We start from the raw sequence: 25,054 nt of genomic DNA on the forward strand, positions 1-25,054 counted from the left end.
GATAAATCTTAAATTAACCGGCGACAAGCGGGTTAATAAAAACAATTTGGCTGGCGCCCGTAGCGCGGTGGTCCCACCTGACCCCATGCCGAACTCAGAAGTGAAACGCCGTAGCGCCGATGGTAGTGTGGGGTCTCCCCATGCGAGAGTAGGGAACTGCCAGGCATCAAATTACGAAGAATGGCACTGACCTTTGAGGCAGTTCACTACTCGATAAGAGAGTAGGACAAAAGCGAAAGCTTTTGAACGTTGTGAAGCAACGGCCCGAAGGGTGAATCACGAAGTGATTCATAAACTGCCAGGCATCAAATTTAGCGTGCTGATATGGCTCAGTTGGTAGAGCGCACCCTTGGTAAGGGTGAGGTCCCCAGTTCGACTCTGGGTATCAGCACCACTTTTTAGGTTAAAGTTCGGCAGATTAGAAAAGAATTTGTCTGGCGGCCGTAGCGCGGTGGTCCCACCTGACCCCATGCCGAACTCAGAAGTGAAACGCCGTAGCGCCGATGGTAGTGTGGGGTCTCCCCATGCGAGAGTAGGGAACTGCCAGACATCAAATAAAACAAAAGGCTCAGTCGGAAGACTGGGCCTTTTGTTTTATCTGTTGTTTGTCGGTGAACACTCTCCCGAGTAGGACAAATCCGCCGGGAGCGGATTTGAACGTTGCGAAGCAACGGCCCGGAGGGGGGCGGGCAGGACGCCCGCCATAAACTGCCAGACATCAAATCAAGCGAAAGGCCATCCGAAAGGATGGCCTTTTTGCTTTTCGAACTAACATTCAATTAATGGATAACCTGCGATAAAAATGCCCTCGTACGCTCCGATTTAGGATGCGCAAAAAATTCATCCGGTGCAGCTTGCTCCACGATTTCTCCGCGATCCATAAAAATCACTCGATCAGCGACAGTTCGCGCAAATCCCATTTCATGTGTTACGCACAACATTGTCATACCCGACTGCGCCAGCCCAATCATCGTATCCAGCACTTCTTTTACCATCTCCGGATCGAGCGCCGACGTAGGTTCATCAAACAGCATGATCTTTGGTTTCATACAGAGTGACCGTGCTATGGCAACGCGTTGCTGCTGACCACCAGAAATCTGTCCGGGAAACTTCTGGGCATGTTCGGCAATTCTCACCCGCTCAAGGTAATGCATCGCCAGAGCTTCAGCCTCTTTCTTTGGCATCTTGCGTACCCAAATCGGTGCCAGGGTACAGTTCTGTAGAACGGTCAGATGAGGGAAGAGATTGAAATGCTGAAAGACCATTCCCACTTCCTGCCTGACGCGCTCAATATTGCGGATATCTTCATTAAGTTCTATGCCATCTACCACGATCCGTCCCTGTTGATGTTCTTCCAGATGATTAATACAACGAATGGTTGTCGATTTACCGGAACCTGAAGGGCCACACAGAACGATCCGTTCGCCCGGTTGCACGGTTAAATTTATATTTTTCAAAACATGGAATTGTCCATACCATTTATTGACGTTTTCCAGCGTAATCATCGCGTTAGCAGGTTGCAGTAAAATTTGGCTCATAGTGTCCTCAATGCGGTGTACGCCCGGTGTTAAAACGTTTTTCCAGATGTTGGCTATAGCGCGACATGCTGAAACAGAAGATCCAGTAGATCAGTGCGGCGAAAACATACCCTTCTGTGGACATACCCAGCCAGGCGGGGTCAACGGTTGCCTGCTGAACGCTACTGAAAAGATCGAACAACCCGATGATGATCACCAGACTTGTGTCTTTGAATAGCGCGATAATGGTATTTACCAGTCCTGGAATCACCAGCTTCAGTGCCTGGGGCAGAATAACCAGCCCTTGAGTTTTCCAGTAACCCAACGCCAGCGACTCTGCCGCTTCGTATTGCCCTTTGGGCAGCGCCTGTAATCCGCCTCGCACAACTTCCGCAACGTATGCTGACTGAAACAGGATCACGCCGACCAACGCACGAATCAGTTTGTCGATGCTGGTGCCTTCCGCCATAAAGAGCGGCAGCATGACTGAAGACATAAACAGTACGGTAATCAGCGGTACGCCGCGCCAGAACTCGATAAAAACGACCGATAAGATACGCACAATCGGCATATGGGAGCGGCGACCTAACGCCAGTAAGATCCCCCACGGTAGCGCCCCCGCAATCCCAACTGATGCAATAATTAAAGTTAGCGTCAGCCCGCCCCATTGCCGGGTTTCAACCCGCTCAAGACCAAAAAAACCGCCATACATCAGCCACCAGACAATCAGTGGGTAGATAACCGCCCAGACCGCAATATAGCGACCGCGATGCGGGAGTATTTTCCAGAACATTGGTGCGATAGACACAAGGCCAATCAGTAATGCCAGGTTAATTCGCCAGCGTTGGTCGTGTGGGTAAAGCCCATACATAAACTGACCAAATCGTTCGTGGATGAAGACCCAACAGGCACCGGCTTTTGTGCAGTCGGTACGCGTTGAGCCAACCCAGTTAGCCTGCAAAAATGCCCAGTTCAGCAACGGTGGGATCAGTTCCCACATCAACCATATGCAGCCAATAGTCAGCAGGCTATTGCTCCAGCTGGAGAACAGATTTTTTCGCACCCACACCATAGCGCGGCTTGAGTTATGGCTCGCCGGGCGCGGGGGATGAGACAGCAATACTTTTGTCATCATGACTCCTTAGCGTTCAACGATCGCGATACGGCGGTTATAGATATTCATCAGCAGCGAGATAGTCAGGCTGATAATCAGATAGACCGACATCGTCATGGCTATCGTCTCGATGGCTTGCCCCGTTTGGTTCAGCACGGTGCCAGCAAACAGCGAAACCATATCGGGATAGCCAATAGCGGCGGCAAGAGAGGAGTTCTTGACGATGTTGAGATACTGGCTGGTTAACGGTGGAATAATCACCCGCAATGCCTGGGGAATAATGACCTGGCGTAGCGTAACCGGGTTGGGTAATCCCAGTGATCGAGCCGCTTCATGTTGACCATAAGGCACTGCCTGGATCCCGGCGCGGATAATCTCGGCGATAAATGCAGAGGTATAAACCGAAAGTGCTAGCGTTAAGGCTGCCAGTTCAGGAATTAAAACCATCCCGCCGCGGAAATTAAAGCCTCGAAGGGCTGGGACATCCCAGTGCAGTGCCGCACCAAAAAGCCATTGCGCCAGTAAAGGTAAACCAGTGAGCAACACAACGGCGCAAGGCCAGGTGCGGCGCAGTTGTCCGGTCTTTATCTGGTGCGTTTTATTAAAACGGAATAGTCCAACAGAAATGGCCATAGCAATAACAACAGTCAGGATAAACGCAATAAATCCATCTCCCAGCTGCGGCGACGGAATATAGAGCCCACGATTGCTCAAAAAGGCGAGATCAAACGCACTCACTGCCTGTCGCGGTCCGGGCAAATTGCGCAACACGGCAAAGTACCAGAAGAAGATTTGCAGCAGCGGGGGAATATTACGGAAGATCTCAATATAAATTGTGGAAAGCTTTCGTAGCAGCCAGTTGTCCGAAAGTCGCGCCAGACCGATAAAGAAGCCCAGGACAGATGCGAATACGATACACAATGCTGAAACCAGTAGCGTATTGAGTAAGCCGACAATAAAAACGCGTCCGTAGGTATCGCCCTGCTGGTAATCGATCAAATGCTGGACGATCCCGAAGCCTGCGCCGCGATCCAGAAAGGCAAATCCTGATGTAATGCCGCGATTGTTTAGATTCGTCACGGTGTTGTGAAATAACCAACCAACAATGCCGACGACGGCAACAACGGCGAGGATCTGGAATAACCAGGCGCGAACCGTAGGGTTGCTAAAGGAGAATGAGCCTTTAACGGTTGAGCGGCGATGGGGCATATAAACCTCGGAAACCATAACGCTGAAGAGAGCGCCGCCGTAGCGACGCCCGTTACCTCACACCGACTTAACGCACGGGCGGCGCGTACTGAATACCGCCGTTATTCCAGAGATTATTTTGCCCACGTTTAATTTTCAGCGGGCTTTCAGAGCCGACATTACGCTCAAAAATTTCCGAGTAGTTACCCACCTGTTTGATGATGTTGTAAGCCCATTTATTATCCAGCTTCAGATCCTTGCCGTAATCGCCCTCTTTACCCAGCAGATGCGCCATATCAGGCGTAGCTGGATTAGCCGCTTTTTCATCAACGTTTTGCGAGTTAACGCCCATCTCTTCAGCATTCAGCATGGCGAAAAGCGTCCAGCGCACAATAGAGAACCATTCATCATCGCCACGACGGACGACCGGACCAAGCGGTTCTTTAGAGATAACTTCTGGCAGGACAATCCATTCGGCAGGATTACTTAATTTGATCCGCAGGGCATACAGTTGCGACTGATCCGAGGCCAGCGTATCGCAGCGGCCAGATTCCAGAGCCTTCGCTGATTCGTCTGAGCGATCGAAGGTTACTGGCGTGTACTTCATATTGTTTGCCTTGAAGTAATCGGCGACGTTGAGTTCGGTATCAGTCCCCGCCTGAATACAGACTGTTGCGCCATCCAGTTCTTTCGCGCTTTTTAATCCCGCTTTATCGTGCGTCAGAAAGCCAATGCCGTCGTAATAAGTGACGCCAGTAAATGCCATTCCCATTCCTGCGTCGCGGGATGAAGTCCAGGTCGTATTACGGGAAAGCAAATCCACTTCCCCTGACTGTAAAGCGGTGAAGCGTTCTTTTGCTGTGAGCGGGGTATATTTCACTTTCGTGTCGTCGCCAAATACAGCAGCGGCAACACCACGACAAACATCTACATCAATACCTGAAAACTTACCGTCTGCATCGGCATAAGAGAACCCAGGTAATCCGTCACTGATCCCACATTGAACAAACCCTTTATTCTTTACGGCATCAAGTGTCGCGCCAGCATGCGCCTGATTTGCAACGGCAAGCAGCACGCTGGCGGCAGCCAGTGTGGCTATCATCATCTTTTTCATAATGCTTCCTGTGAGGCGAAAATTATCGTTATAGGACGTTTGGGAAACGTCTTTTACCTGTCTGTGGCCATCCTTTTATAAGCAAAAGTAGTGCCAGCTTTTGCGCACGATTCCGCGTCGCAATAAGCTGAGTGTAGACAGGAAATAATAAAAACATCGCCCCGCAATGGTGCGAAAATGAAACATACGCCACATTTTAGCGCAAAATATTTATTCGCATTTTACTAAGCAGGATAATGATTGTTAGCGTGAGCATGTGTTTTAAATGAGGGGGAAAAACTAATGGATGTGTTATTTCGATGGTTCGAAATAAAATGCTAAATTAAAAGGGAATAAGCTAGCAGAATATAGTTGTATTTTATCTTACGGTGAGATTCTGTACCGTTAAACAGAGCGCGGAACTCCGCGCCCTGTTCAGTTATTTCGACAGAGCGATGATCCCCATCGTCAGGCCAGCAACAGCCGCTGCCCCGCCAGCAATAGCCCCAGCCGTTTCCCAGTTATCCTGAGTCGTACCTTTCATACAGGTATTGGTGTGAACCAGACGGCCCTGATCGTCATAAACCGGAACGCAGGGTGAATCGTGAGCGCAGCCCGCCAGCAATGCGGTGAGCAATGCGACAGGAATTAATCTTTTCATGGTGTTACCTCAGTAATAACGCTACCGCTTAATAAGCTAACTTTCTTATTAACGTGCTGAATTCCATTTTATCACCGGGAGTTATAATTCTTGTGAGATGAATAATGACAAATTATGTGAATTGTAAAAATAATGAAGGGAGAAAGAATGAATGCACTCAATTTAAAAGCTAATGAATCATTAACTCATTAATTTTTATAGTTTTAACCGCAAATTAAAAAGGCGTCCGAAGACGCCTTTGTGTTTTAATTTTACCCTTTAAAGCAACGGCGGATCACCACAAAGAACACAGGGACAAAGAAGATTGCCAGCAATGTTGCGGAAATCATGCCACCCATGACTCCAATCCCTACCGCGTTCTGCGCGCCGCTTCCCGCACCATTACTGATAGCCAGCGGCAATACGCCGAGAATAAAGGCGAGTGATGTCATCAGAATAGGACGAAGACGCATACGTACGGCCATCAGCGTTGCTTCAATGACACCTTTCCCCTCTTTTTCCATCAGGTCTTTGGCGAACTCAACAATCAAAATAGCGTTTTTAGCCGATAAGCCAATTGTCGTTAACAAGCCCACCATAAAATAAACGTCATTTTTCTGATTAAAGAGTGTCGCCGCCAGCAGCACGCCGACAATCCCTAACGGCACGACCAACATAACCGAGACAGGAATTGACCAGCTTTCATAGAGCGCCGCAAGGCACAGGAAAACGACCACGAATGAAATGGCTACCAGAGCAGGGGCCTGATTGCCTGACAAGCGTTCCTGATACGACATCCCCGTCCAGTCATAACCGATTCCGTTAGGTAGTTGTGAGGCGAGGCTTTCCATTAGAGACATCGCATCGCCGGAACTGGTGCCTGGCGCAGCTTCCCCCTGAATCTCCATGGAGGGTAGACCGTTGTAGCGTTCCAGACGCGGAGAACCATATACCCAATGTGAAGTGGTAAAGGTGGAGAATGGCACCATTTCGCCGTTAGCGCTGCGGACATAAAGTTTATCGACATCTTCTGGCAGCATACGGAATTTGGCATCCGCCTGAACATATACTTTTTTCACGCGGCCACGGTCGATGAAGTCGTTGACATACGTCCCGCCTAACGCCGTAGAAATGGTCTGATTAATGTCAGAAAGCGAAACGCCTAATGCCTGTGCTTTTTCCTGGTCAACTTCAAGTTTGAACTGCGCAGTATCTTCCAGTCCATTGGGGCGCACACTGACTAAGCTTTCAGGATGTTGCGCCGCCATACCAAGCAACTGGTTGCGGGCATGGGTTAAGGCATCGTGACCAAGACCCGCCTGATCGATTAACTCAAAGTCGAAACCTGTTGCCGTACCCAGTTCAACAATGGCTGGCATATTGAATGGAATGACAAAACCGTCGCGGATTTTACTCAGTTCCATTTTGGCACGTTGGATTACCGCTTCCGCGCTATTTTCTTCGCCACTGCGCTCTTCCCACGGTTTAAGGCTGACAAAGGCCATCCCGGCGTTTTGCGCCTGACCGCTGAAGCTAAATCCATTGACTGTAAAGACACTTTCAACGTTCGCCTTCTCGTTCTTCAGATAGTAATCCGTCACTTCATCCAGTACTTTTTGTGTCCGCTCTTGCGTCGCGCCAGCGGGCAGTTGGATCATGGTCAGGAAGACACCCTGATCTTCTTCCGGCAAGAAAGAAGAAGGGAGGCGTAAAAACAGCACTACCATTCCGGCGACAATCAACGCATAGATCAGTAAATATCGCCCTGTGGAACCGAGGATTTTGCCAACGCTATTGGTGTAGTGATTAACGCTATGATCGAAAGTGGTGTTAAACCAGCCGAAGAACCCCCCCTTATTTTCGTGATGCTCAGCAGAGACTGGTTTCAGCAATGTTGCACATAACGCGGGGGTGAGAATCAGCGCAACCAGTACTGAAAGCGCCATTGCTGAAACAATAGTGATAGAGAACTGTCGATAAATTGCCCCTGTTGAGCCACCGAAGAATGCCATCGGAATAAATACTGCCGACAGTACCATCGCGATACCTACCAGCGCGCCCTGGATTTGCGACATCGATTTTTCCGTCGCTTCTCTGGGGGGAAGTTTATCCTCCATCATTACGCGCTCGACGTTCTCCACAACGACTATCGCATCATCAACAAGAAGCCCGATGGCAAGTACCATCCCGAACATCGTTAGCGTATTGATGGAGTAACCAAAAGCGGCGAGTATGGCAAACGTCCCTAACAACACGACAGGTACAGCAATGGTGGGTATCAATGTTGCCCGCATGTTCTGCAAGAACAGATACATCACCAGGAATACCAGGATAATGGCTTCGAACAGCGTTTTCACCACTTCCTGGATAGAAAGCTGGACGAAAGGCGTGGTGTCATAAGGGTAAAGAACCTTCATTCCCTGTGGGAAGAACGGCTGCAATTCTGCCAGTTTGGCCTTGATGGCTTTTGCGGTATCAAGTGCGTTAGCTCCCGTTGCCAGTTTAATGCCGAGGCCAGCCGCGGGTTTGCCGTTGATACGGGCGATAACGTTATAGTTTTCACCACCGAGTTCAATCCGTGCGACATCTTTCAGCCGCACGACCGAACCGTCGCTATTCACGCGCAGGGTGACTTTGCCGAACTCTTCCGGATCTTTTAACCGTGTCTGGGCAATAATCGACGCGTTTAACTGCTGTCCCGGTAATGCCGGCGTGCCGCCTAACTGACCGGCCGCAATCTGGTCGTTCTGTACTTTCAACTGGTTAATGACATCAACCGATGTGAGTTTATATTTGTTCAGCAGATCGGCATCGAGCCAGATACGCATAGCGTACTGAGCACCGAACAGTTGCACGTCGCCAACGCCGTTCAGACGGCTAATGGTATCTTTGACGTTAGAGGCGATGTAGTCGGAAATATCGTCTTGCGTGGTACTTGGGTTATCAGAAACAAAACCAGCCACCATCAAAAAGCTGCTACTTGATTTCTCGACACTTATCCCCTGTTGCTGGACTTCCTGCGGCAGCAGCGGTGTGGCGAGTTGAAGTTTGTTTTGTACCTGCACTTGCGCGATGTCTGGATCGGTCCCGGACTGGAAGGTGAGAGTAATTGTCACGCTACCGGCTGAATCGCTGGTGGAGGACATATACATCAGATTATCGATGCCGTTCATATTCTGTTCGATAACCTGTGTCACCGTATCCTGCACGGTTTGCGCATCAGCGCCCGGATAGTTTGCCGACACAGAAACAGCAGGTGGGGCAATGGTTGGATACTGGGCGACGGGCAATTGTAGGATCGCCAGTACGCCCGCCATCATCAGAATAATGGCCAGCACCCATGCAAATATTGGTCGTCGAATAAAAAAGTTTGCCATATCAGATTGCCTTACTTCGACGCAGTATCTGCGGGGGTATCGGTAGTGGCTTTAACCTGCTCTCCCGGGCGTGCTTTTTGCAGGCCGCTGACAATGACCTGATCACCCGCTTTTAGTCCTTCGCTAATCAGCCATTTATCGCCAATGGCCTGGCTGGCGACAACAGGACGCGCCTCAACCTGGCTTTTATCATTAACAATCAGCACGGTAGCGTCACCACGCGGCGTGCGGCTAACTCCCTGTTGCGGGATAAGTATGGCGTCAGGTTGTACACCTTCATCAATCCGTGCGCGCACAAACATACCAGGCAGAAGCGTGTGTTGCGGGTTAGGGAAAACCGCGCGCAGGGTAATGGAGCCGGTGCTTTCATCAACGGTTACATCAGAGAATTGCAGTGTGCCTTTCAGGGGATAGGTTTGACCGTTTTCCATGACCAGCTCTACGTTGCTGGCGGCGTTATCCTTATGCAAACTACCTTGCTCTACGGACTGCTTCAGTCTCATGAAGTCGTTGCTGGATTGGGTCACATCGACATAGATAGGATCGAGTTGCTGGACAGTCGCCAGTTCGGTCGTTTGCCCGTTAGTGACGAGAGCACCTTCGGTCACCGAAGATTTGCCGATACGCCCGCTAATTGGCGCAGTCACTTTGGTATAAGCGAGATTGATGCGGGCGCTTTCGACCGTGGCTTTTGCGGCTATGACGGTAGCATCGGCCTGACGAGCATCAGCAATCGCCTGATCGTACTCCTGCTGGCTGATGTATTTCGTACCCACAAGCGGAACATAACGTTTTACCGTCAAATGCGCGATGGACGCGGCAGCTTCGCTTTTCGCCAGTTCGCCTTTCGCGCTGTCATAACTTGCCTGATAAGTGGCCGGATCGATCTGGTACAGGGACTGGCCAGCTTGCACATCGCTGCCTTCAGTGAAATTACGATTCAGCACTATCCCGCTAACCTGCGGGCGAACCTCGGCAATACGGAAAGCATTAGTACGGCCTGGTAATTCAGTTTTAACTTCTAACGGGGCAGTATTCACAACATGAACGGTAACCTGCGGTTCACCGACGTGAGCTTTCTCTTCTCCCTTATCGTTACAACCCGCAATTAACGCTGCGGAGATCATGATAAAGGAGGGCAGGAGGAAAAACCTGGCATGTTTCGTCATTACTATTCCTCAAAAAACCAAAAGCGCGTTATTAGCCAGAAAAAGGCAACGCGTTAACTCGCAGAAATAAAAATACAGTTCGCTATCCTACAAATTATCGTCCGGCGATGTAAGGAATAGTTATGAATAGTCGCTATTCAAGGCACGTAAACACAAAAATAGATTAATATTCTAATGTTCTCATTTGATGTGAGTTGAAAAGAATGGAAGCATTTTAACGCAAAGTGAAATATACATTTATTAATTAAATATATTATCGGTAAACAATAGATTTGACTTATTTGACGATTGGTAGCAGATGGGATTTAGCTTCTCGTATAAATAAACATTAGGTGATACATTACTTCTCGCTGTTTCCCTTATGTTGAATATATTTATTCCTTGAATGATTAATCATGGCAAAAAGAACCAAAGCTGAAGCCCTGAAGACCAGGCAAGAACTGATTGAAACCGCTATCGCCCAGTTTGCGCAGTATGGCGTAAGCAAGACGACGCTCAATGACATCGCTGACGCCGCCAGCGTCACGCGTGGCGCAATCTACTGGCATTTCGAAAACAAGGCTCAACTGTTTAATGAGATGTGGCTGCAACAGCCTTCATTGCGTGAGTTAATCCAGGAACGTTTAACGGAAGGGTTAGAACATGATCCTTTCCTGCAATTGCGTGAAAAACTGATTGTTGGCTTGCAATATATTGCCGAAATTCCCCGCCAGCAGGCGTTACTGCAAATCTTATATCACAAGTGTGAATTTAGTGATGAAATGCTGGCCGAGGCAGTAATACGTGAAAAGATGGGCTTTAATCCACAGATTCTGCGTGAAGTATTACAAGCATGTCAGCAACAGGGGGATATAGCTAAAAGCCTCGACTTAGACGTCGTAATGATTATTATTGATGGTGCCTTCAGCGGTATTGTTCAAAACTGGTTAATGAATATAGCGGGTTACGATCTTTATAAACAAGCACCCGCATTAGTCGATAATGTATTAAGAATGTTTATGCCAGATGAAAACATAACGAAATTAATTCATAAAACAAATGAATTAGGTATCGTATAAAGTTACATTCTATTGTGAAAATCCAGTTCGTCACAGTTAACCAGTTTTAGCGGATTAACCGAGTTCATATTGCGACATTTGTCTGTTTCTGTTGCCAGTAGTTCGATCCACTGCATCAGTAAGGTATCAAACAGAAAAACGGAGACAGCGAAAACGACGAGCCACCAATACTTGCGAATCATTACCTGAGCCTGTGCATGTTTAACCAAGTCTGGCAGGAAATATACACGAAATGAATAATCTGAAAACCAGGCTTACACTTCCTTTACTTTGCAATGAGATCGGGGTCAACTTCGCTGATCCGGCTTCGTTTTGACAGGTTGCCGGTCTTTCTTTTTTTCACTTTCGCCAGCTCTTCCATGGAGTAATGTGACGCGACATCCAGTCGGCGTAGCCCCATCTTGATGTACTCGCTGTTAATCTCAATACCAATGAATTTTCGCCCGGTCGCGATGGCGACGGCACCGGTGGTGAAGCTACCAGCAAACGGATCGAGAACGACATCGCCAGGGTTAGAAGAGGCGAGAATAATGCGCTTCAGTAAAGCTTCAGGCTTTTGCGTCGGATGGTTTTCATATTCATCCATCAAATAACGTACGCGTGGAAAATCCCAGACGTTACCTGGCACTTTTTGATGATTGTAAGGTTGTGGGGGATTTTTGCGATAGTCGATTAATGCACGCTGTGCTCCGGTTTTGGCTTCTACCAGAATAGCATCGCTGTTAAAGGTGTAGTTCTTTGCGTCTTTCACCATCATCAGGATGGGTTCATACATGGAGCCGTAATATTTTTTGGCCTGAACGCCGGAGCTGTCATACGACCAGACGATGCGACTTTTGATGGTAAAAAGCTGGCGGCACTGGAGGTCAATAAAGGGCATGTTTTCCGTGCTGTTCATGATGTACATGCTGCCCTGTTTTTTCAGAACGCGGTGGCACTCTGTAATCACTTCAAATAGCCAGTTAATAAACAGATCTTCTTTCCACGCTTCGATCAGGCCATCGAAATTTTTACCGATGTTATAAGGCGGATCAGCAAAGATTAGATCGACACTTTCTGCGGGTATCTTTTTAAGTTCAGCTAATGCATCACCGTGGATAATGGTCTTTGCATTGTCGCCAAACCTGGTGGGTTCACATCCTGTTCTCATGGTCACTCCCTTTGCGACACCTATAAAAAAGGCGCTTCCCCATGCCGAGTAGCGCCTTTTAATCAAGCAATTAGCTAACCTGAATTAGTTCATGCCGTACTTTTTCAATTTTTTACGCAGCGTACCACGGTTGATGCCCATCATCAGCGCAGCACGGGTCTGGTTACCACGGGTGTATTGCATCACCATGTCCAACAGGGGCTGTTCTACTTCAGCCAGTACCAGCTCATAGAGGTCATTCACATCCTGACCGTTCAGTTGAGCAAAATAGTTCTTCAGTGCCTGTTTAACCGAGTCACGCAGGGGTTTTTGGGTTACCTGATCCTGAGAGTTAACGGTAGAAACGGTCAGTACGTCAGAATTTACGCGTTGTTCGAACATAGTTCTGTCAGCTCTTTATTTCTGTTTACGCAAAATTTTCGAAGTATGCCTCCAACGCCTCCAGCTGTTCGCTGGCATCCTCAATGGCGTTGAATGTGCGCCGAAACTGGTCATTTGGAGCGTGTTCCTGGAGATACCAGGAAACGTGTTTACGTGCAATTCGGTACCCTTTTGCCGGACCATAAAAGTCATGCAGTTCCCGAACGTGCGCGCAAAGCAAGCGCTTAACCTCTGCCAAAGGCAGCGGGGGCAGCAACTCCCCAGTGTCCAGATAATGCTGGATTTCCCGAAAGATCCAGGGTCTTCCCTGAGCTGCGCGGCCTATCATCAGAGCATCCGCCCCTGTATAGTCGAGCACAGCTCTGGCTTTAAGCGGGTCAGTAATGTCGCCATTCGCGATAACCGGAATGGAAACTTTCTGCTTAACTGCCCGAATACTGTCGTATTCAGCTTCTCCATTGAACAAACAGGCGCGTGTACGGCCATGAATGGTCAGAGCCTGAATGCCACAGTCTTCAGCCAGTTGGGCAATCTCTTCGCAGTTACGGTGTTCCGGCGCCCAGCCGGTGCGAATCTTCAGGGTAACAGGAACGTCCACTGCATTGACGACCTCGGTAAGGATCGATTTAACGACATCCGGGTACTGCAAGAGGGCTGAACCTGCAAGCTTGCGATTCACTTTTTTAGCCGGGCAACCCATATTGATATCAATAATCTGGGCACCGCTTTCCACGTTAATACGTGCTGCATCTGCCATTTCTTTCGGATCGCTACCGGCAATTTGCACGGTGCGAATACCGGGTTCATCAATGTGCACCATCCGTAAACGAGATTTGTCGCTTTCCCAAACCTGAGGGTTAGAAGACATCATCTCGGATACTGTCAATCCGGCTCCCATCTCGTAGCACAACGTCCGAAAAGGTCTGTCTGTAATGCCAGCCATGGGCGCTGCGATCAGGCGATTTCTGAGCTGATATTGTCCGATGCGCATGAGTTAAGAAATGACCATACTGTGACTGCAAGGCGGCGTATATTACGCATTTTTTGCACGAGATGAAAGGCCAAACTTTGACCAATCCTCTGAGATGGATCAAAGAATTGCATTTAAAATGAACTCGGCGGAATAATTAATCATAAAAATCATCACATTAGAAATAAGTGATTAAAATTCGCACTCAAAGAAATTTGAGTAAGTTCTCAATTTTTCTTTATGAATGAAAATTTTGGCACGCAAATTTGCCTAAATAATCAGCAAAATTACGTGCCTTTTGTGACGTTGCTCGCACTTCTCTCTACATCACTATGCCGCATTCTGGAGGTTAATTCTTACGACCAGTAATGCGACACCACTCTTCTTTTTCCACGACCGGGTCCAGAACGAAGCTGTCGGCATAAGCTTCACAAACGCTCTCCGCCTGGCTTGCCAGAATACCGGAAAGGCCCAGCAAACCGCCTGAAACCGGCAGGACGCTGATTAACGGTGCCAGTTCACGTAACGGGCCTGCGAGGATGTTAGCGACCACCACGTCGGCTTTCATCGCTTCAGGCTGATCTTTGGGTAAGTAGAGTTCCAGACGCTCAGAAACGCCATTACGTTCGGCGTTGTCGCGGCTGGCCTGAATGGCCTGCGGATCGATATCAATACCAATGGCTTTTGCTGCGCCCAGTTTCAGTGCCGCGATTGCCAGAATGCCGGAGCCACAGCCAAAATCGATGACCGTTTTACCGGTTAAATCGAGGCTGTCGAGCCATTGCAGGCACAGAGAGGTAGTTGGATGAGTTCCCGTACCAAACGCCAGGCCCGGGTCTAACATCACGTTGACGGCGTTTTCGTCTGGCACATCACGCCAGCTTGGGCAGATCCACAGACGTTCGCCAAAGCGCATTGGATGGAAATTGTCCATCCATTCGCGCTCCCAGTCTTTATCTTCCAGTTGTTCGATTTTGTGCGCGAAGCCTGCGCCGAGCAGCGGATGATTCTCCAGAATCGCCACGACTTCATTCATGTCGGTTTCAGCATCAAACAAACCAATCACATCGGTGTCGCCCCAAAGGCGCGTTTCGCCCGGCAGCGGCTCAAATACTGGCGTATCGTGGGTATCCTGAAAAGTAATAGATACGGCGCCTGCTTCCATCAGCGCATCGCTAAGATCTTCAGCGTTCGCGCCGGTTGTGTTCAGTTTCAGTTGGATCCAAGGCATGGCAAAACTCTTTATTTATCAGTAGTCAAAACGGTAGCTTGCGGGACGGATGTACCGAAACGGTTTCCGACCAGGAAAGCCAGCAAACTTAGTAGTAACGAGGGCACGATAGGGTGGAAGCCCAGGTACTGAATATTCAGCGTCGCGAGTACGGCATACAGCACGCCGCCAACGATCATCGCACTTAGCGCGCCTTTGGCGTTGGCGCGTTCCCAGTAAAGACCCAGCACCAGCGGCCACAGGAAAACGGCTTCCAGCCCACCGAAGGCCAGCAAATTCAGCCAGATGATCATTTCTGGCGGCTTCCAGGCGGCAAGCAGCAGCAACGCACCGAGAACTAACGTAATTACCGCCGACATCCGCTTCAGACGCGTCTCGTTTTGCATTTGATCCGGACGGATATTCAGATAGAGATCTTTAATGATCGTAGCGGAACTTTGCAGCAATTGGGCGTTAATTGTCGACATGATCGCAGCCATAGGTGCAGCTAGGAAGATCCCGGCAGCAAACGGTGGCAGCACTTTTACCATCAACGTCGGGATCACCAGATCCGGTACGGTGAGATCGGGGATCACTGCACGACCTAACGCTCCGGCCAGGTGCATACCGAACATCAGGATTGCGACTACAATCGTCCCGATGATGATCCCCCGATGCACTGCTTTGCTGTCTTTATAAGAGATACAGCGCACCGCAGTATGCGGCAGGCCAATAACGCCAAAGCACACCAGTACCCAGAACGATGTCATAAAGGCAGGTGACAGAATATCGTCAGCGCCTTGTGGCGTAACCAGCTGTGGATCGATGGTTTGCAGCGTCTCTACCGCGTTGCTTAAGCCGCCAGCGGCATGTACCACGCCGACCAGCAGCACAATGGTGCCAACCAGCATCACCAGACCTTGCATGGTGTCGTTCAGCACACTGGCGCGAAAGCCGCCAAAGGCGGTATATAACGCAATACTGATACCGAAAATCAGCAGCCCGGTTTCATAAGGAATACCCGCCGCGGTTTCCAGCAGGCGTGCACCGCCGATAAATTGCACGGTCATCGCACCAACGAACGCAACCAGCAAACTCAAACTCGCCAACCACACCAGAAGACGACTCTGGTAGCGGGCAAACAGCATATCGTTCAGCGTCACCGCATTGTAGCGGCGCGCAAGAATCGCGAACTTCTTGCCGAGTATACCGAGCGAAAGCCAGACTGCAGGAAGCTGAATCATCGCCAGCAATACCCAACCCAGGCCGTATTTGTAAGCAGCTCCAGGCCCGCCGATAAACGAACTGGCACTGATATAGGTCGCGGTGAGCGTCATCGCCAGCACAATACCGCCCATGGAACGGCTGCCGAGGAAATACTCATTGAGGAAGGTGCCGGTGCTCCGTTTACGCATCGCATAAACAGAGATACCGAACACCACCACCAGATAGGCGACCAGCGGTAGAATCACTTCAAGCTGCATCGTCATCCTCCAACGGGATATCGCGATAGATAAATTTCACCATCGCCCAGCACAGTCCAATAAACAGCAGCGGCGTCAGGATGCAGGCCATCTCAAACCAGCGCGGAAAGCCGGTAAAACCGGGGGCAACGCCAGGTAAGTAAGCGGCTACTAACCATACCGCCAGATACAAAAGGGTCAGCCCCAGCGCCCAGCGCGCCTCTTTATGGGCCTGAACAAAACGAGTGTCCATTTTTTGTCCCTGATGGGTGAAGAAAGCGGGGATTGTACCTTATGGGGGTTGTCGATCCCCAGTAATAAAAAAGGCCGGAAAATCCGGCCTTTTGACGCTTTTGCAGTCTTATTTTTCCTGAAGACCGAGTTTTTTCTCCAGATAGTGGATGTTGGTGCCACCATGCTGGAAGTTCTCGTCGTTCATGATGCGGATCTGCAGATCAACGTTGGTTTTGATACCGTCGATGATCAGCTCCTGCAGCGCATTCTTCATGCGAGCAATCGCCACGTCACGGTTTTCACCGTAGCAAATCAGCTTACCGATCATTGAGTCATAGTACGGCGGCACGGTGTAGCCCGCGTAGATATGAGACTCCCAACGCACGCCAAAACCGCCTGGCGCGTGGAAACGGGTGATTTTGCCCGGGCTTGGCAGGAAGGTGTTCGGATCTTCGGCGTTGATACGGCACTCTACCGCATGGCCGCGAACGTGAACTTCTTCTTGCTTGATCGACAGCGGTTGACCGGCAGCGATACGCAGCTGTTCTTTGATCAGGTCAACGCCAGTGATCATTTCGGTAACCGGGTGTTCTACCTGAATACGGGTGTTCATTTCGATGAAATAGAACTCGCCGTTTTCGAACAAGAACTCAAACGTACCTGCACCGCGATAGCCGATATCAACACACGCTTTAGCGCAACGTTCGCCGATGTAGCGACGCAGTTCCGGGGTAATGCCCGGTGCTGGCGCTTCTTCGACCACTTTCTGGTGGCGGCGCTGCATGGAGCAGTCACGTTCCGCCAGATAGATAGCGTTGCCCTGGCCGTCAGCCAGCACCTGAATCTCGACGTGGCGAGGATTTTCCAGGTATTTCTCCATGTAAACCATATCGTTGCTGAAAGCAGCTTTCGCTTCTGCACGGGTCATGGAGATGGATTGTGCCAGTTCAGCGTCGCCGCGCACTACGCGCATACCGCGACCGCCGCCGCCGCCGGAGGCTTTGATAATTACCGGATAACCAATGCGTTTAGCAATGGCGCGGTTTTTATCCATATCATCGCCCAGCGGGCCGTCAGAACCTGGTACGCAAGGAACGCCCGCTTTTTTCATCGCCGCAATTGCGGATACTTTGTCGCCCATCAGGCGAATGGTTTCTGCTTTCGGGCCGATGAAGATAAAGCCGGAGCGTTCAACCTGCTCGGCAAAATTGGCGTTCTCGGAGAGGAAGCCGTAACCCGGATGGATTGCTACTGCGCCGGTGATTTCAGCGGCGCTGATGATTGCCGGGATGTTCAGATAACTTTTTACTGACGGAGCAGGGCCGATACAGACCGTTTCATCTGCCAGTAATACGTGTTTTAGATCGCGATCCGCGCTTGAGTGCACAGCGACAGTCTTGATGCCCAGTTCTTTACAGGCACGAAGAATACGCAATGCAATCTCGCCGCGGTTGGCAATAACAATTTTATCCAGCATGTTCGCCTCGTTACTCGATGACGACCAGCGGCTCGTCAAATTCTACCGGTTGTCCACTTTCGACCAGAATTGCTTTCACAGTACCGGATTTGTCTGCTTCGATCTGGTTCATCATTTTCATGGCTTCAACGATGCACAGGGTATCGCCCACGTTCACTTTCTGACCCACTTCGATGAACGCTTTCGCGTCCGGGCTTGGGGTGCGGTAGAAAGTACCAACCATCGGGGAACGTACGATGTGACCACTGATTTCCGCTGCTGCTGGCGCTTCCATGGAAGGAACGGTCGCCGGAGCGGCTGCGTTAGATTGAGCTGGCTGCTGCATCATTGGTGCAGCGTAAGCTTGTTGCATCATCGGGAAACTTGCGGCAGGTGCTGCACGGCTGATGCGTACTGACTCTTCGCCTTCAGAAATTTCCAGTTCAGAGATGCCTGATTCTTCAACCAGCTCGATCAGTTTTTTAATCTTACGAATATCCATGAGTGGGTTCCGTACTCTTTGTTTAGTGTGATTGTGACAGGCGTTTCACCGCCGTCTGTAAAGCGTATGCCCCGACAGCTGTATGCATAGCGGTAAATTCCAGCAGGCCGGGACGCCGGTCTATTTTGCCCCAGAGTGTCAATGTGAGACTTGACGGACATTGTGCAGCGATCTGCTGCTATCCTCCGGCAAAAAACAAAATATACCTTCGTTGCGCCATTGTCACCTTTTCAGCAGCTTAAAAGCTGCCTCAGGGAGAACGAGGTCGCACATTATAACGATTTCGTAGCAAATGGCAGCTAAATACTGGTCTTATCAGGGAAGATAATCAACAGCTAACATGTAAATAACTTTCAACGTCGCGTAATTTGCAATAAGCCGCACAGTTCACGAAATTAGCGCCACCATTGACGGAACTTCTTATAACGTAAGGCTAAAAGCAGTAATGCCAGCCCGGCGTAGATGATCGGCTGCGGTGAGATAACCTTCACTGACCACAGATAATGTATGGGGGCCAGGATCGCAACAAGATAGACGAAGTTATGCAACTGTTGCCAGTGTTTGCCTAGTTTTCGCTGCATCGCTTGTGTAGACGTGAATGCTAAAGCAAGCAAAATCAACCAACTGATAATACCCAGGGTTAAATAAGGTCGGGTGATTAATTCCTGACCGAATAACGCCAGGTTGTTCACGCCAAGTTCCAGCAATGCATAACTGGTTAAGTGCAGCGTCGCCCAGGCGAAACACCATAAACCTAACAGGCGGCGGGTGCGTATCAATAATGGCTGCTTAGCGTAGCGCGCCAGCGGGGTAATTAACAACGTCGCCAATAAAAATTTCAGCGCAGTCCGACCGGTAAAATGCTGAATATCTTTCACCGGGTCGGCACTTAGCCCGCCATGATTGATTGCCCAAACCAGCCAGACAAACGGCAAAAACCCGGCAAGATGCAGGCAAAATTTCAGCCAGGTAACCTGTTTTGCAGTCAAACGCACTTAGAAGTTCTCCCGTAGATCCAGTCCGCGATAAAGTGACGCGACTTCATCGGCGTAGCCGTTAAATAGTAGTGTCGGTTGGCGTTGCACATCCAGGATGCCGCCTGAACCGATAAATCGCTCAGTGGCCTGCGACCAGCGAGGGTGATCAACATGCGGATTAACGTTGGCGTAAAAGCCGTATTCGTTGGGGGCCGAAAGATTCCAGGTGGTTGGTGGGCGTTCTCGGGTCAGCTTAATGCTCACTATCGACTTGATGCCTTTAAAGCCATATTTCCATGGCACAATCAGGCGTATCGGCGCGCCATTTTGCGGCGGTAGCGCCTTGCCGTAGACGCCGACGGTCATCAGCGTCAGGGGATGCATCGCTTCGTCGAGACGTAATCCTTCTACATAGGGATATTTCAGACCGCCGCCGATAAACCTGTCCTGCTGGCCGGGCATTTGTTCCGGTGCATAAATTGTTTCGAAAGCGACGTACTTCGCGTTGCTGGTCGGCTCTGCCAGCGCCAGCAGTTTATGCAGCGGAAAACCAATCCACGGCACCACCATCGACCACGCTTCCACGCAGCGCATCCGGTAAATCCGCTCTTCTAACGGGAATCGACGGGTTAGCGCATCGTGGTCGAGGGTTAACGGTTTACTGACTTCACCACTGATTTTCAACGTCCACGGATCGGTTTTCAGGCTGCCAGCATTCGCGGCGGGATCGGCTTTATCCAGCCCAAATTCATAGAAATTGTTGTAGCCGGAAACTTTATCTTCCGGTGTCAGTGGCAGGATATTTTGCCAGGCAGCAGGCTTGCTGAACTCCAGGGGTTTTCCGGCAGGCGCGGGCGGGCGATCGTTCCCTTTGAACCAGCCAAGCAAATCCGCGTGGGCGGCATTTGGTAAAGAGAGGGCGGCGGCGCTGATGCCTAATGCTTTCAAAACTTGCCGACGTTGCATAAAAAAAGCCGATTCGGCAGTGACATCGGCTTCTGTAAGTTGACGAATTTTTTTCATAACAGACTCCCGGTATGCTCATGATTACTATGGCAGGGAGAATGTCAAAGTGCTGCTAAAGTTCGTTAACGATATGTAAATTATTTTATACTAACGCTTAGTTAATTTTTACCAGCGTACGGCCCTGGATCTGATTGTTAATAATGGCCTCGGCAAATTTAGGTGCATCAGCCAGTGAAATCTCTTTTGCTGCCTGGGTATAGAATGATTCCGGTAAATCGGCAACCAGACGCTGCCAGGCTTGCGCACGGCGTGCTGGTGGTGTCATCACTGAATCCACCCCTTGCAAACGGACATTACGCAGAATAAATGGCATGACCGTGGTTGGCAGAGTAAAACCACCCGCCAGACCACAGGCCGCCACGCAGCCGCCGTAATTCATTTGCGCCAGCACTTTTGCCAGTACTTTGTCTCCGACAGTGTCAATCGCCCCGGCCCAAAGCTGTTTTTCCAGTGGACGGGATTCAGCAAATTCATCACGCGGCAGAATTCGGCTGGCACCTAAACTTTTCAGATATTCATGGGTACTTTCGCGACCGGAAACAGCAACCACCTGATAACCTAACTTATGCAACAGCGCCACGGCAGTACTGCCAACGCCGCCGCTGGCGCCCGTTACCACAATCTCGCCATCTTGTGGACGAATACCGGCATCTTCCAGGGCCAGCACGCAGAGCATGGCGGTAAACCCAGCAGTACCAATAATCATCGCTTTACGCGCGTCCAGACCTTGCGGCATGGCAACCAACCAGTCGCCTTTCACGCGTGCTTGTTCTGCCAGCCCGCCCCAATGATTTTCACCAACTCCCCAGCCCGTGAGTAACACTTCTTGACCAGTATGAAAACGAGGATCTTCACTGGCGCGTACGGTTCCGGCAAAGTCGATGCCAGGAATCATCGGAAAATTGCGGATTATTTTTCCTTTACCGGTTATTGCCAGCGCATCTTTATAATTCAGGCTCGACCAGTGGACATCGACCGTCACATCGCCTTCCGGCAGGCGACTTGCGTCCAGAGTCTGTACAGATGCGAGGGTTTTGCCGTCCTGCTGTTCTAAAAGTAACGCCTGCATAAGAAGTCCTCATGTGCATGATGGATTGGAAAATAATTTCTGAAGACTATACTCGCTAATTGAAAAGCAAAGTCGATGAAGCGCAATAAATTGCGAGATAAATCTGATTTGCTAGTATGCCCGCTTCCTCACTATCGGAGTTAACACAAGGATGAGATTAACGACGAAATTTTCGGCCTTTGTCACGCTGCTCACCGGGTTAACGATCTTTGTGACTCTGATGGGCTGCTCGTTAAGTTTCTATAACGCGATTCAGTATAAGTTTAGCCATCGCGTTCAGGCGGTGGCGACGGCGATCGATACGCATCTGGTGTCGTCTGATTTCAGCTCGCTGAGGCCACAAATCAGTGAACTGATGATGTCAGCAGATATCGTTCGCGTGGACCTGTTACACAATAACAAACAGGTTTATACCCTTTCCCGCCAGGGGAGTTACCGTCCTGTTGGCACCAGCGATCTGTTTCGCGAACTGACCGTTCCGTTAGTTAAACATCCAGGAATGTCGCTACATCTGGTTTATCAGGACCCGATGGGAAACTATTTTCACTCGCTGATGACCACCGCGCCGCTCACTGGGGCAATTGGTTTTATCATTATTATGCTCTTCCTTGCAGTACGCTGGTTGCAGCGGCAACTTGCCGGGCAAGAACTACTGGAAACTCGCTCGGCGCGTATCTTAAACGGGGAGCGTGGGCCGAATGTGCTTGGCTCCATCTATGAATGGCCGCCAGGGACCAGCAGTGCGCTGGATATGCTGCTTTCAGAAATTCAGAATGCGCGTGAACAGCACAGCCGTCTTGATACGCTGATTCGCTCTTACGCCGCGCAGGACATCAAAACCGGCCTCAATAACCGTCTCTTTTTCGACAACCAGTTGGCTACATTACTGGAAGATCAAGAGAAGGTAGGGACTCACGGGATCGTGATGATGATCCGTCTACCTGATTTCAATATGTTGAGCGACACGTGGGGACACAGCCAGGCCGAAGAACAGCTCTTCACTCTGACGAATCTGCTGTCGACATTTATGATGCGCTATCCAGGCGCACTGCTGGCGCGCTATCACCGTAGCGATTTTGCCGCGCTGTTGCCGCATCGGACTTTAAAAGAGGCGGAGAGCATTGCCGGGCAGTTGATCAAAGCGGTTGATACCTTACCGAGCAATAAAATGCTCGATCGTGAAGATATGATTCATATCGGCATCTGTGCCTGGCGTAGCGGCCAGGAAACAGAACAAGTGATGGACCATGCCGAATCCGCCACGCGTAATGCGGGATTACAGGGTGGTAATAGCTGGGCGATTTACGATGACTCATTACCAGAAAAAGGGCGCGGCAACGTTCGCTGGCGTACGCTAATCGAACAAATGTTGAGTCGTGGCGGGCCCAGGCTTTATCAAAAACCTGCGGTCACTCGGGAGGGGCAGGTTCATCATCGCGAAATTATGTGTCGCATCTTTGATGGTAATGAAGAGGTAAGCTCGGCGGAATATATGCCGATGGTATTGCAGTTTGGTTTATCGGAAGAGTATGACCGCCTGCAAATCAGTCGTCTCATCCCGCTGTTACGCTATTGGCCGCAAGAAAATCTGGCGATTCAGGTGACCGTTGAGTCGTTGATCCGCCCGCGTTTCCAGCGTTGGCTGCGCGATACGTTGATGCAGTGTGAAAAATCGCAACGAAAACGCATAATTATTGAACTTGCAGAGGCTGATGTTGGTCAACATATCGGTCGCTTGCAACCTGTCATTCGTTTGGTGAATGCTTTAGGGGTTCGAGTTGCCGTTAACCAGGCTGGATTGACGCTGGTAAGTACCAGTTGGATCAAAGAACTTAATGTCGAATTACTCAAGCTTCATCCGGGGCTGGTAAGAAATATTGAGAAGCGAACGGAAAACCAATTGTTGGTTCAGAGCATGGTAGAAGCCTGTTCCGGGACCAACACCCAGGTTTACGCGACTGGCGTACGTTCGCGAAGCGAGTGGCAGACCCTGATTCAGCGCGGGGTTTTGGGTGGCCAGGGGGATTTTTTCGCGTCCTCACAGCCACTTGATACTAACGTGAAAAAATATTCACAAAGATACTCGGTTTAACCTGCCGTTTGATCCGTTTTCACGTAGAATAACGCGCGCTGCGTTTCGTGGGAGTGTGCTTATCTGCTCGCCAGATTGTTGCAGCACATATGCAGATGAATGACCTTACGCAGTTGCAAACAGGCGAGGAATGCTGTTGACGCATTTAGCCTTATCTGGACTCAGGCAGAGATTTGTAACAAAGGAAACGAACTGCACTAATTTTCACCGTAGCAGATGATTTTTGCGCCTTGTCGCTGCTGCGTGTGGTTGGTAAAGTAAGCGGATTTTCTTTTCCGCCCCAGCTTTCAGGATTATCCCTTAGTATGTTGAAAAAATTTCGTGGCATGTTTTCCAATGACTTGTCCATTGACTTGGGTACTGCGAATACCCTCATTTATGTAAAAGGACAAGGCATCGTATTGAATGAGCCTTCCGTTGTGGCCATTCGTCAGGATCGTGCCGGTTCACCAAAAAGCGTGGCTGCAGTTGGTCATGACGCGAAGCAGATGCTGGGCCGTACGCCGGGCAATATTGCTGCTATTCGCCCAATGAAAGATGGCGTAATCGCTGACTTCTTCGTGACTGAAAAAATGCTCCAGCACTTCATTAAGCAAGTGCACAGCAACAGCTTTATGCGCCCAAGCCCGCGCGTTCTGGTCTGTGTGCCGGTTGGCGCAACCCAGGTTGAACGCCGCGCAATTCGTGAATCCGCGCAGGGCGCTGGCGCCCGTGAAGTGTTCCTGATTGAAGAGCCGATGGCCGCGGCAATTGGCGCCGGTCTGCCTGTTTCTGAAGCGACCGGTTCCATGGTGGTTGATATCGGCGGTGGTACTACTGAAGTTGCCGTAATCTCGCTGAATGGCGTGGTTTACTCCTCTTCTGTACGCATCGGCGGTGACCGCTTCGACGAAGCCATTATCAACTATGTTCGTCGTAACTACGGTTCCTTGATCGGTGAAGCGACAGCAGAGCGTATTAAACACGAAATCGGTTCGGCTTATCCGGGCGATGAAGTGCGTGAAATTGAAGTTCGTGGTCGTAACCTGGCTGAAGGCGTTCCACGCGGCTTTACGCTGAACTCCAACGAAATCCTCGAAGCGCTACAAGAGCCGCTGACCGGCATCGTTAGCGCAGTGATGGTTGCGCTGGAACAGTGTCCGCCGGAACTGGCCTCCGACATCTCTGAGCGCGGAATGGTGCTCACTGGCGGTGGCGCATTGCTGCGTAACCTTGACCGTTTATTAATGGAAGAAACCGGCATTCCAGTCGTTGTTGCTGAAGATCCGCTGACCTGTGTGGCGCGCGGTGGCGGCAAGGCGCTGGAAATGATCGACATGCACGGCGGCGACCTGTTCAGCGAAGAGTAATCGGATGCAGGCAGGGGAA

22 protein-coding genes, 1 tRNA gene and 2 rRNA genes are annotated in these 25,054 nt (G+C 50.2%); 6 read left to right on the forward strand and 19 right to left on the reverse strand.

Annotated features, from left to right (window positions below; all coding sequences use genetic code 11):
• The first annotated feature begins 49 nt into the window (after positions 1 to 49).
• The 3 genes from rrf (FEK47_RS21480) to rrf (FEK47_RS21490) all read left to right on the forward strand — a co-directional run bounded on the left by rrf (FEK47_RS21480) (position 50) and on the right by rrf (FEK47_RS21490) (position 549).
• Positions 50 to 165 (forward strand): 5S ribosomal RNA (gene rrf / locus FEK47_RS21480).
• A gap of 153 nt (positions 166 to 318) precedes the next feature.
• Positions 319 to 394, forward strand: a tRNA-Thr gene (locus tag FEK47_RS21485).
• Positions 395 to 433: 39 nt separating this feature from the next.
• Positions 434 to 549, forward strand: a 5S ribosomal RNA gene (gene rrf / locus FEK47_RS21490).
• 230 nt (positions 550 to 779) lie between these two features.
• Here rrf (FEK47_RS21490) and FEK47_RS21500 read toward each other — a convergent pair.
• The 7 genes from FEK47_RS21500 to acrE all read right to left on the reverse strand — a co-directional run bounded on the left by FEK47_RS21500 (position 780) and on the right by acrE (position 10,098).
• Positions 780 to 1,538: an amino acid ABC transporter ATP-binding protein gene (locus FEK47_RS21500; RefSeq protein WP_000078344.1), complete on the reverse strand. Its 759-nt coding sequence runs from the start codon at positions 1,536 to 1,538 to the stop codon at positions 780 to 782.
• 7 nt (positions 1,539 to 1,545) lie between these two features.
• Positions 1,546 to 2,649, reverse strand: a complete 1,104-nt coding sequence (locus FEK47_RS21505; RefSeq protein WP_135487198.1) for an amino acid ABC transporter permease — start codon at positions 2,647 to 2,649, stop codon at positions 1,546 to 1,548.
• 9 nt (positions 2,650 to 2,658) lie between these two features.
• On the reverse strand, positions 2,659 to 3,840 hold the full coding sequence (locus FEK47_RS21510) for an amino acid ABC transporter permease (protein WP_135487166.1): 1,182 nt from the start codon (positions 3,838 to 3,840) through the stop codon (positions 2,659 to 2,661).
• Between the two features lie 67 nt (positions 3,841 to 3,907).
• Positions 3,908 to 4,933, reverse strand: a complete 1,026-nt coding sequence (locus FEK47_RS21515) for an amino acid ABC transporter substrate-binding protein (RefSeq protein WP_130236995.1) — start codon at positions 4,931 to 4,933, stop codon at positions 3,908 to 3,910.
• A 418-nt stretch (positions 4,934 to 5,351) separates the two neighbouring features.
• Complete coding sequence (locus FEK47_RS21520) at positions 5,352 to 5,573, reverse strand: membrane protein (RefSeq protein WP_000825639.1); 222 nt, start codon at positions 5,571 to 5,573, stop codon at positions 5,352 to 5,354.
• A 251-nt stretch (positions 5,574 to 5,824) separates the two neighbouring features.
• Positions 5,825 to 8,929 carry a multidrug efflux RND transporter permease subunit AcrF gene (gene acrF, locus FEK47_RS21525; RefSeq protein ID WP_130204496.1) on the reverse strand — a complete coding sequence of 1,035 codons (3,105 nt, stop codon included), beginning with the start codon at positions 8,927 to 8,929 and terminating at the stop codon, positions 5,825 to 5,827.
• 11 nt (positions 8,930 to 8,940) lie between these two features.
• A complete protein-coding gene (gene acrE / locus FEK47_RS21530) occupies positions 8,941 to 10,098 on the reverse strand; it encodes a multidrug efflux RND transporter periplasmic adaptor subunit AcrE (protein ID WP_135487167.1) in 1,158 nt (385 codons plus the stop codon).
• A gap of 395 nt (positions 10,099 to 10,493) precedes the next feature.
• Here acrE and envR point away from each other — a divergent pair, with 395 nt between their 5' ends.
• The gene (gene envR / locus FEK47_RS21535) at positions 10,494 to 11,156 is read left to right on the forward strand and encodes an acrEF/envCD operon transcriptional regulator (RefSeq protein WP_135487168.1); all 663 of its coding nucleotides are present in this window, start codon (positions 10,494 to 10,496) and stop codon (positions 11,154 to 11,156) included.
• Between the two features lie 2 nt (positions 11,157 to 11,158).
• On the opposite strand, the gene FEK47_RS21540 is transcribed toward envR, so the two are convergent.
• The 12 genes from FEK47_RS21540 to FEK47_RS21595 all read right to left on the reverse strand — a co-directional run bounded on the left by FEK47_RS21540 (position 11,159) and on the right by FEK47_RS21595 (position 21,594).
• The gene (locus tag FEK47_RS21540; protein ID WP_010345321.1) at positions 11,159 to 11,338 is read right to left on the reverse strand and encodes a DUF2556 family protein; all 180 of its coding nucleotides are present in this window, start codon (positions 11,336 to 11,338) and stop codon (positions 11,159 to 11,161) included.
• 83 nt (positions 11,339 to 11,421) lie between these two features.
• Entirely contained in the window at positions 11,422 to 12,306 is an 885-nt protein-coding gene (gene yhdJ, locus FEK47_RS21545) for an adenine-specific DNA-methyltransferase (protein ID WP_130223726.1), read from the reverse strand.
• Positions 12,307 to 12,390: 84 nt separating this feature from the next.
• The gene (gene fis / locus FEK47_RS21550; protein WP_000462905.1) at positions 12,391 to 12,687 is read right to left on the reverse strand and encodes a DNA-binding transcriptional regulator Fis; all 297 of its coding nucleotides are present in this window, start codon (positions 12,685 to 12,687) and stop codon (positions 12,391 to 12,393) included.
• A gap of 25 nt (positions 12,688 to 12,712) precedes the next feature.
• Positions 12,713 to 13,678, reverse strand: a complete 966-nt coding sequence (gene dusB, locus FEK47_RS21555) for a tRNA dihydrouridine synthase DusB (RefSeq protein WP_001219652.1) — start codon at positions 13,676 to 13,678, stop codon at positions 12,713 to 12,715.
• A gap of 328 nt (positions 13,679 to 14,006) precedes the next feature.
• The gene (gene prmA, locus FEK47_RS21560) at positions 14,007 to 14,888 is read right to left on the reverse strand and encodes a 50S ribosomal protein L11 methyltransferase (protein WP_135487169.1); all 882 of its coding nucleotides are present in this window, start codon (positions 14,886 to 14,888) and stop codon (positions 14,007 to 14,009) included.
• A gap of 11 nt (positions 14,889 to 14,899) precedes the next feature.
• Complete coding sequence (gene panF, locus FEK47_RS21565) at positions 14,900 to 16,351, reverse strand: sodium/pantothenate symporter (RefSeq protein ID WP_130219148.1); 1,452 nt, start codon at positions 16,349 to 16,351, stop codon at positions 14,900 to 14,902.
• A complete protein-coding gene (locus FEK47_RS21570) occupies positions 16,341 to 16,583 on the reverse strand; it encodes a YhdT family protein (RefSeq protein ID WP_000381170.1) in 243 nt (80 codons plus the stop codon). Before FEK47_RS21570 ends, panF begins: the two co-directional genes overlap by 11 nt.
• A gap of 108 nt (positions 16,584 to 16,691) precedes the next feature.
• On the reverse strand, positions 16,692 to 18,041 hold the full coding sequence (accC, locus tag FEK47_RS21575; protein WP_000884639.1) for an acetyl-CoA carboxylase biotin carboxylase subunit: 1,350 nt from the start codon (positions 18,039 to 18,041) through the stop codon (positions 16,692 to 16,694).
• A gap of 10 nt (positions 18,042 to 18,051) precedes the next feature.
• Positions 18,052 to 18,522 (reverse strand): acetyl-CoA carboxylase biotin carboxyl carrier protein, encoded by a 471-nt coding sequence (gene accB, locus FEK47_RS21580; RefSeq protein ID WP_000354618.1) that lies wholly within the window; start codon positions 18,520 to 18,522, stop codon positions 18,052 to 18,054.
• 395 nt (positions 18,523 to 18,917) lie between these two features.
• On the reverse strand, positions 18,918 to 19,517 hold the full coding sequence (gene msrQ / locus FEK47_RS21585) for a protein-methionine-sulfoxide reductase heme-binding subunit MsrQ (protein WP_130259123.1): 600 nt from the start codon (positions 19,515 to 19,517) through the stop codon (positions 18,918 to 18,920).
• On the reverse strand, positions 19,518 to 20,522 hold the full coding sequence (gene msrP / locus FEK47_RS21590; protein ID WP_135487170.1) for a protein-methionine-sulfoxide reductase catalytic subunit MsrP: 1,005 nt from the start codon (positions 20,520 to 20,522) through the stop codon (positions 19,518 to 19,520).
• Positions 20,523 to 20,619: 97 nt separating this feature from the next.
• The gene (locus FEK47_RS21595; RefSeq protein WP_135487171.1) at positions 20,620 to 21,594 is read right to left on the reverse strand and encodes an oxidoreductase; all 975 of its coding nucleotides are present in this window, start codon (positions 21,592 to 21,594) and stop codon (positions 20,620 to 20,622) included.
• Between the two features lie 151 nt (positions 21,595 to 21,745).
• Here FEK47_RS21595 and csrD point away from each other — a divergent pair, with 151 nt between their 5' ends.
• Both csrD and mreB read left to right on the forward strand, forming a co-directional pair.
• Positions 21,746 to 23,686: an RNase E specificity factor CsrD gene (gene csrD, locus FEK47_RS21600; protein WP_130223738.1), complete on the forward strand. Its 1,941-nt coding sequence runs from the start codon at positions 21,746 to 21,748 to the stop codon at positions 23,684 to 23,686.
• Between the two features lie 305 nt (positions 23,687 to 23,991).
• Entirely contained in the window at positions 23,992 to 25,035 is a 1,044-nt protein-coding gene (gene mreB, locus FEK47_RS21605; protein WP_000913396.1) for a rod shape-determining protein MreB, read from the forward strand.
• Positions 25,036 to 25,054: the final 19 nt, after the last annotated feature.

Origin of the sequence: Escherichia sp. E3659 (assembly GCF_005781135.1) — a bacterium.
GTDB lineage: Bacteria > Pseudomonadota > Gammaproteobacteria > Enterobacterales > Enterobacteriaceae > Escherichia.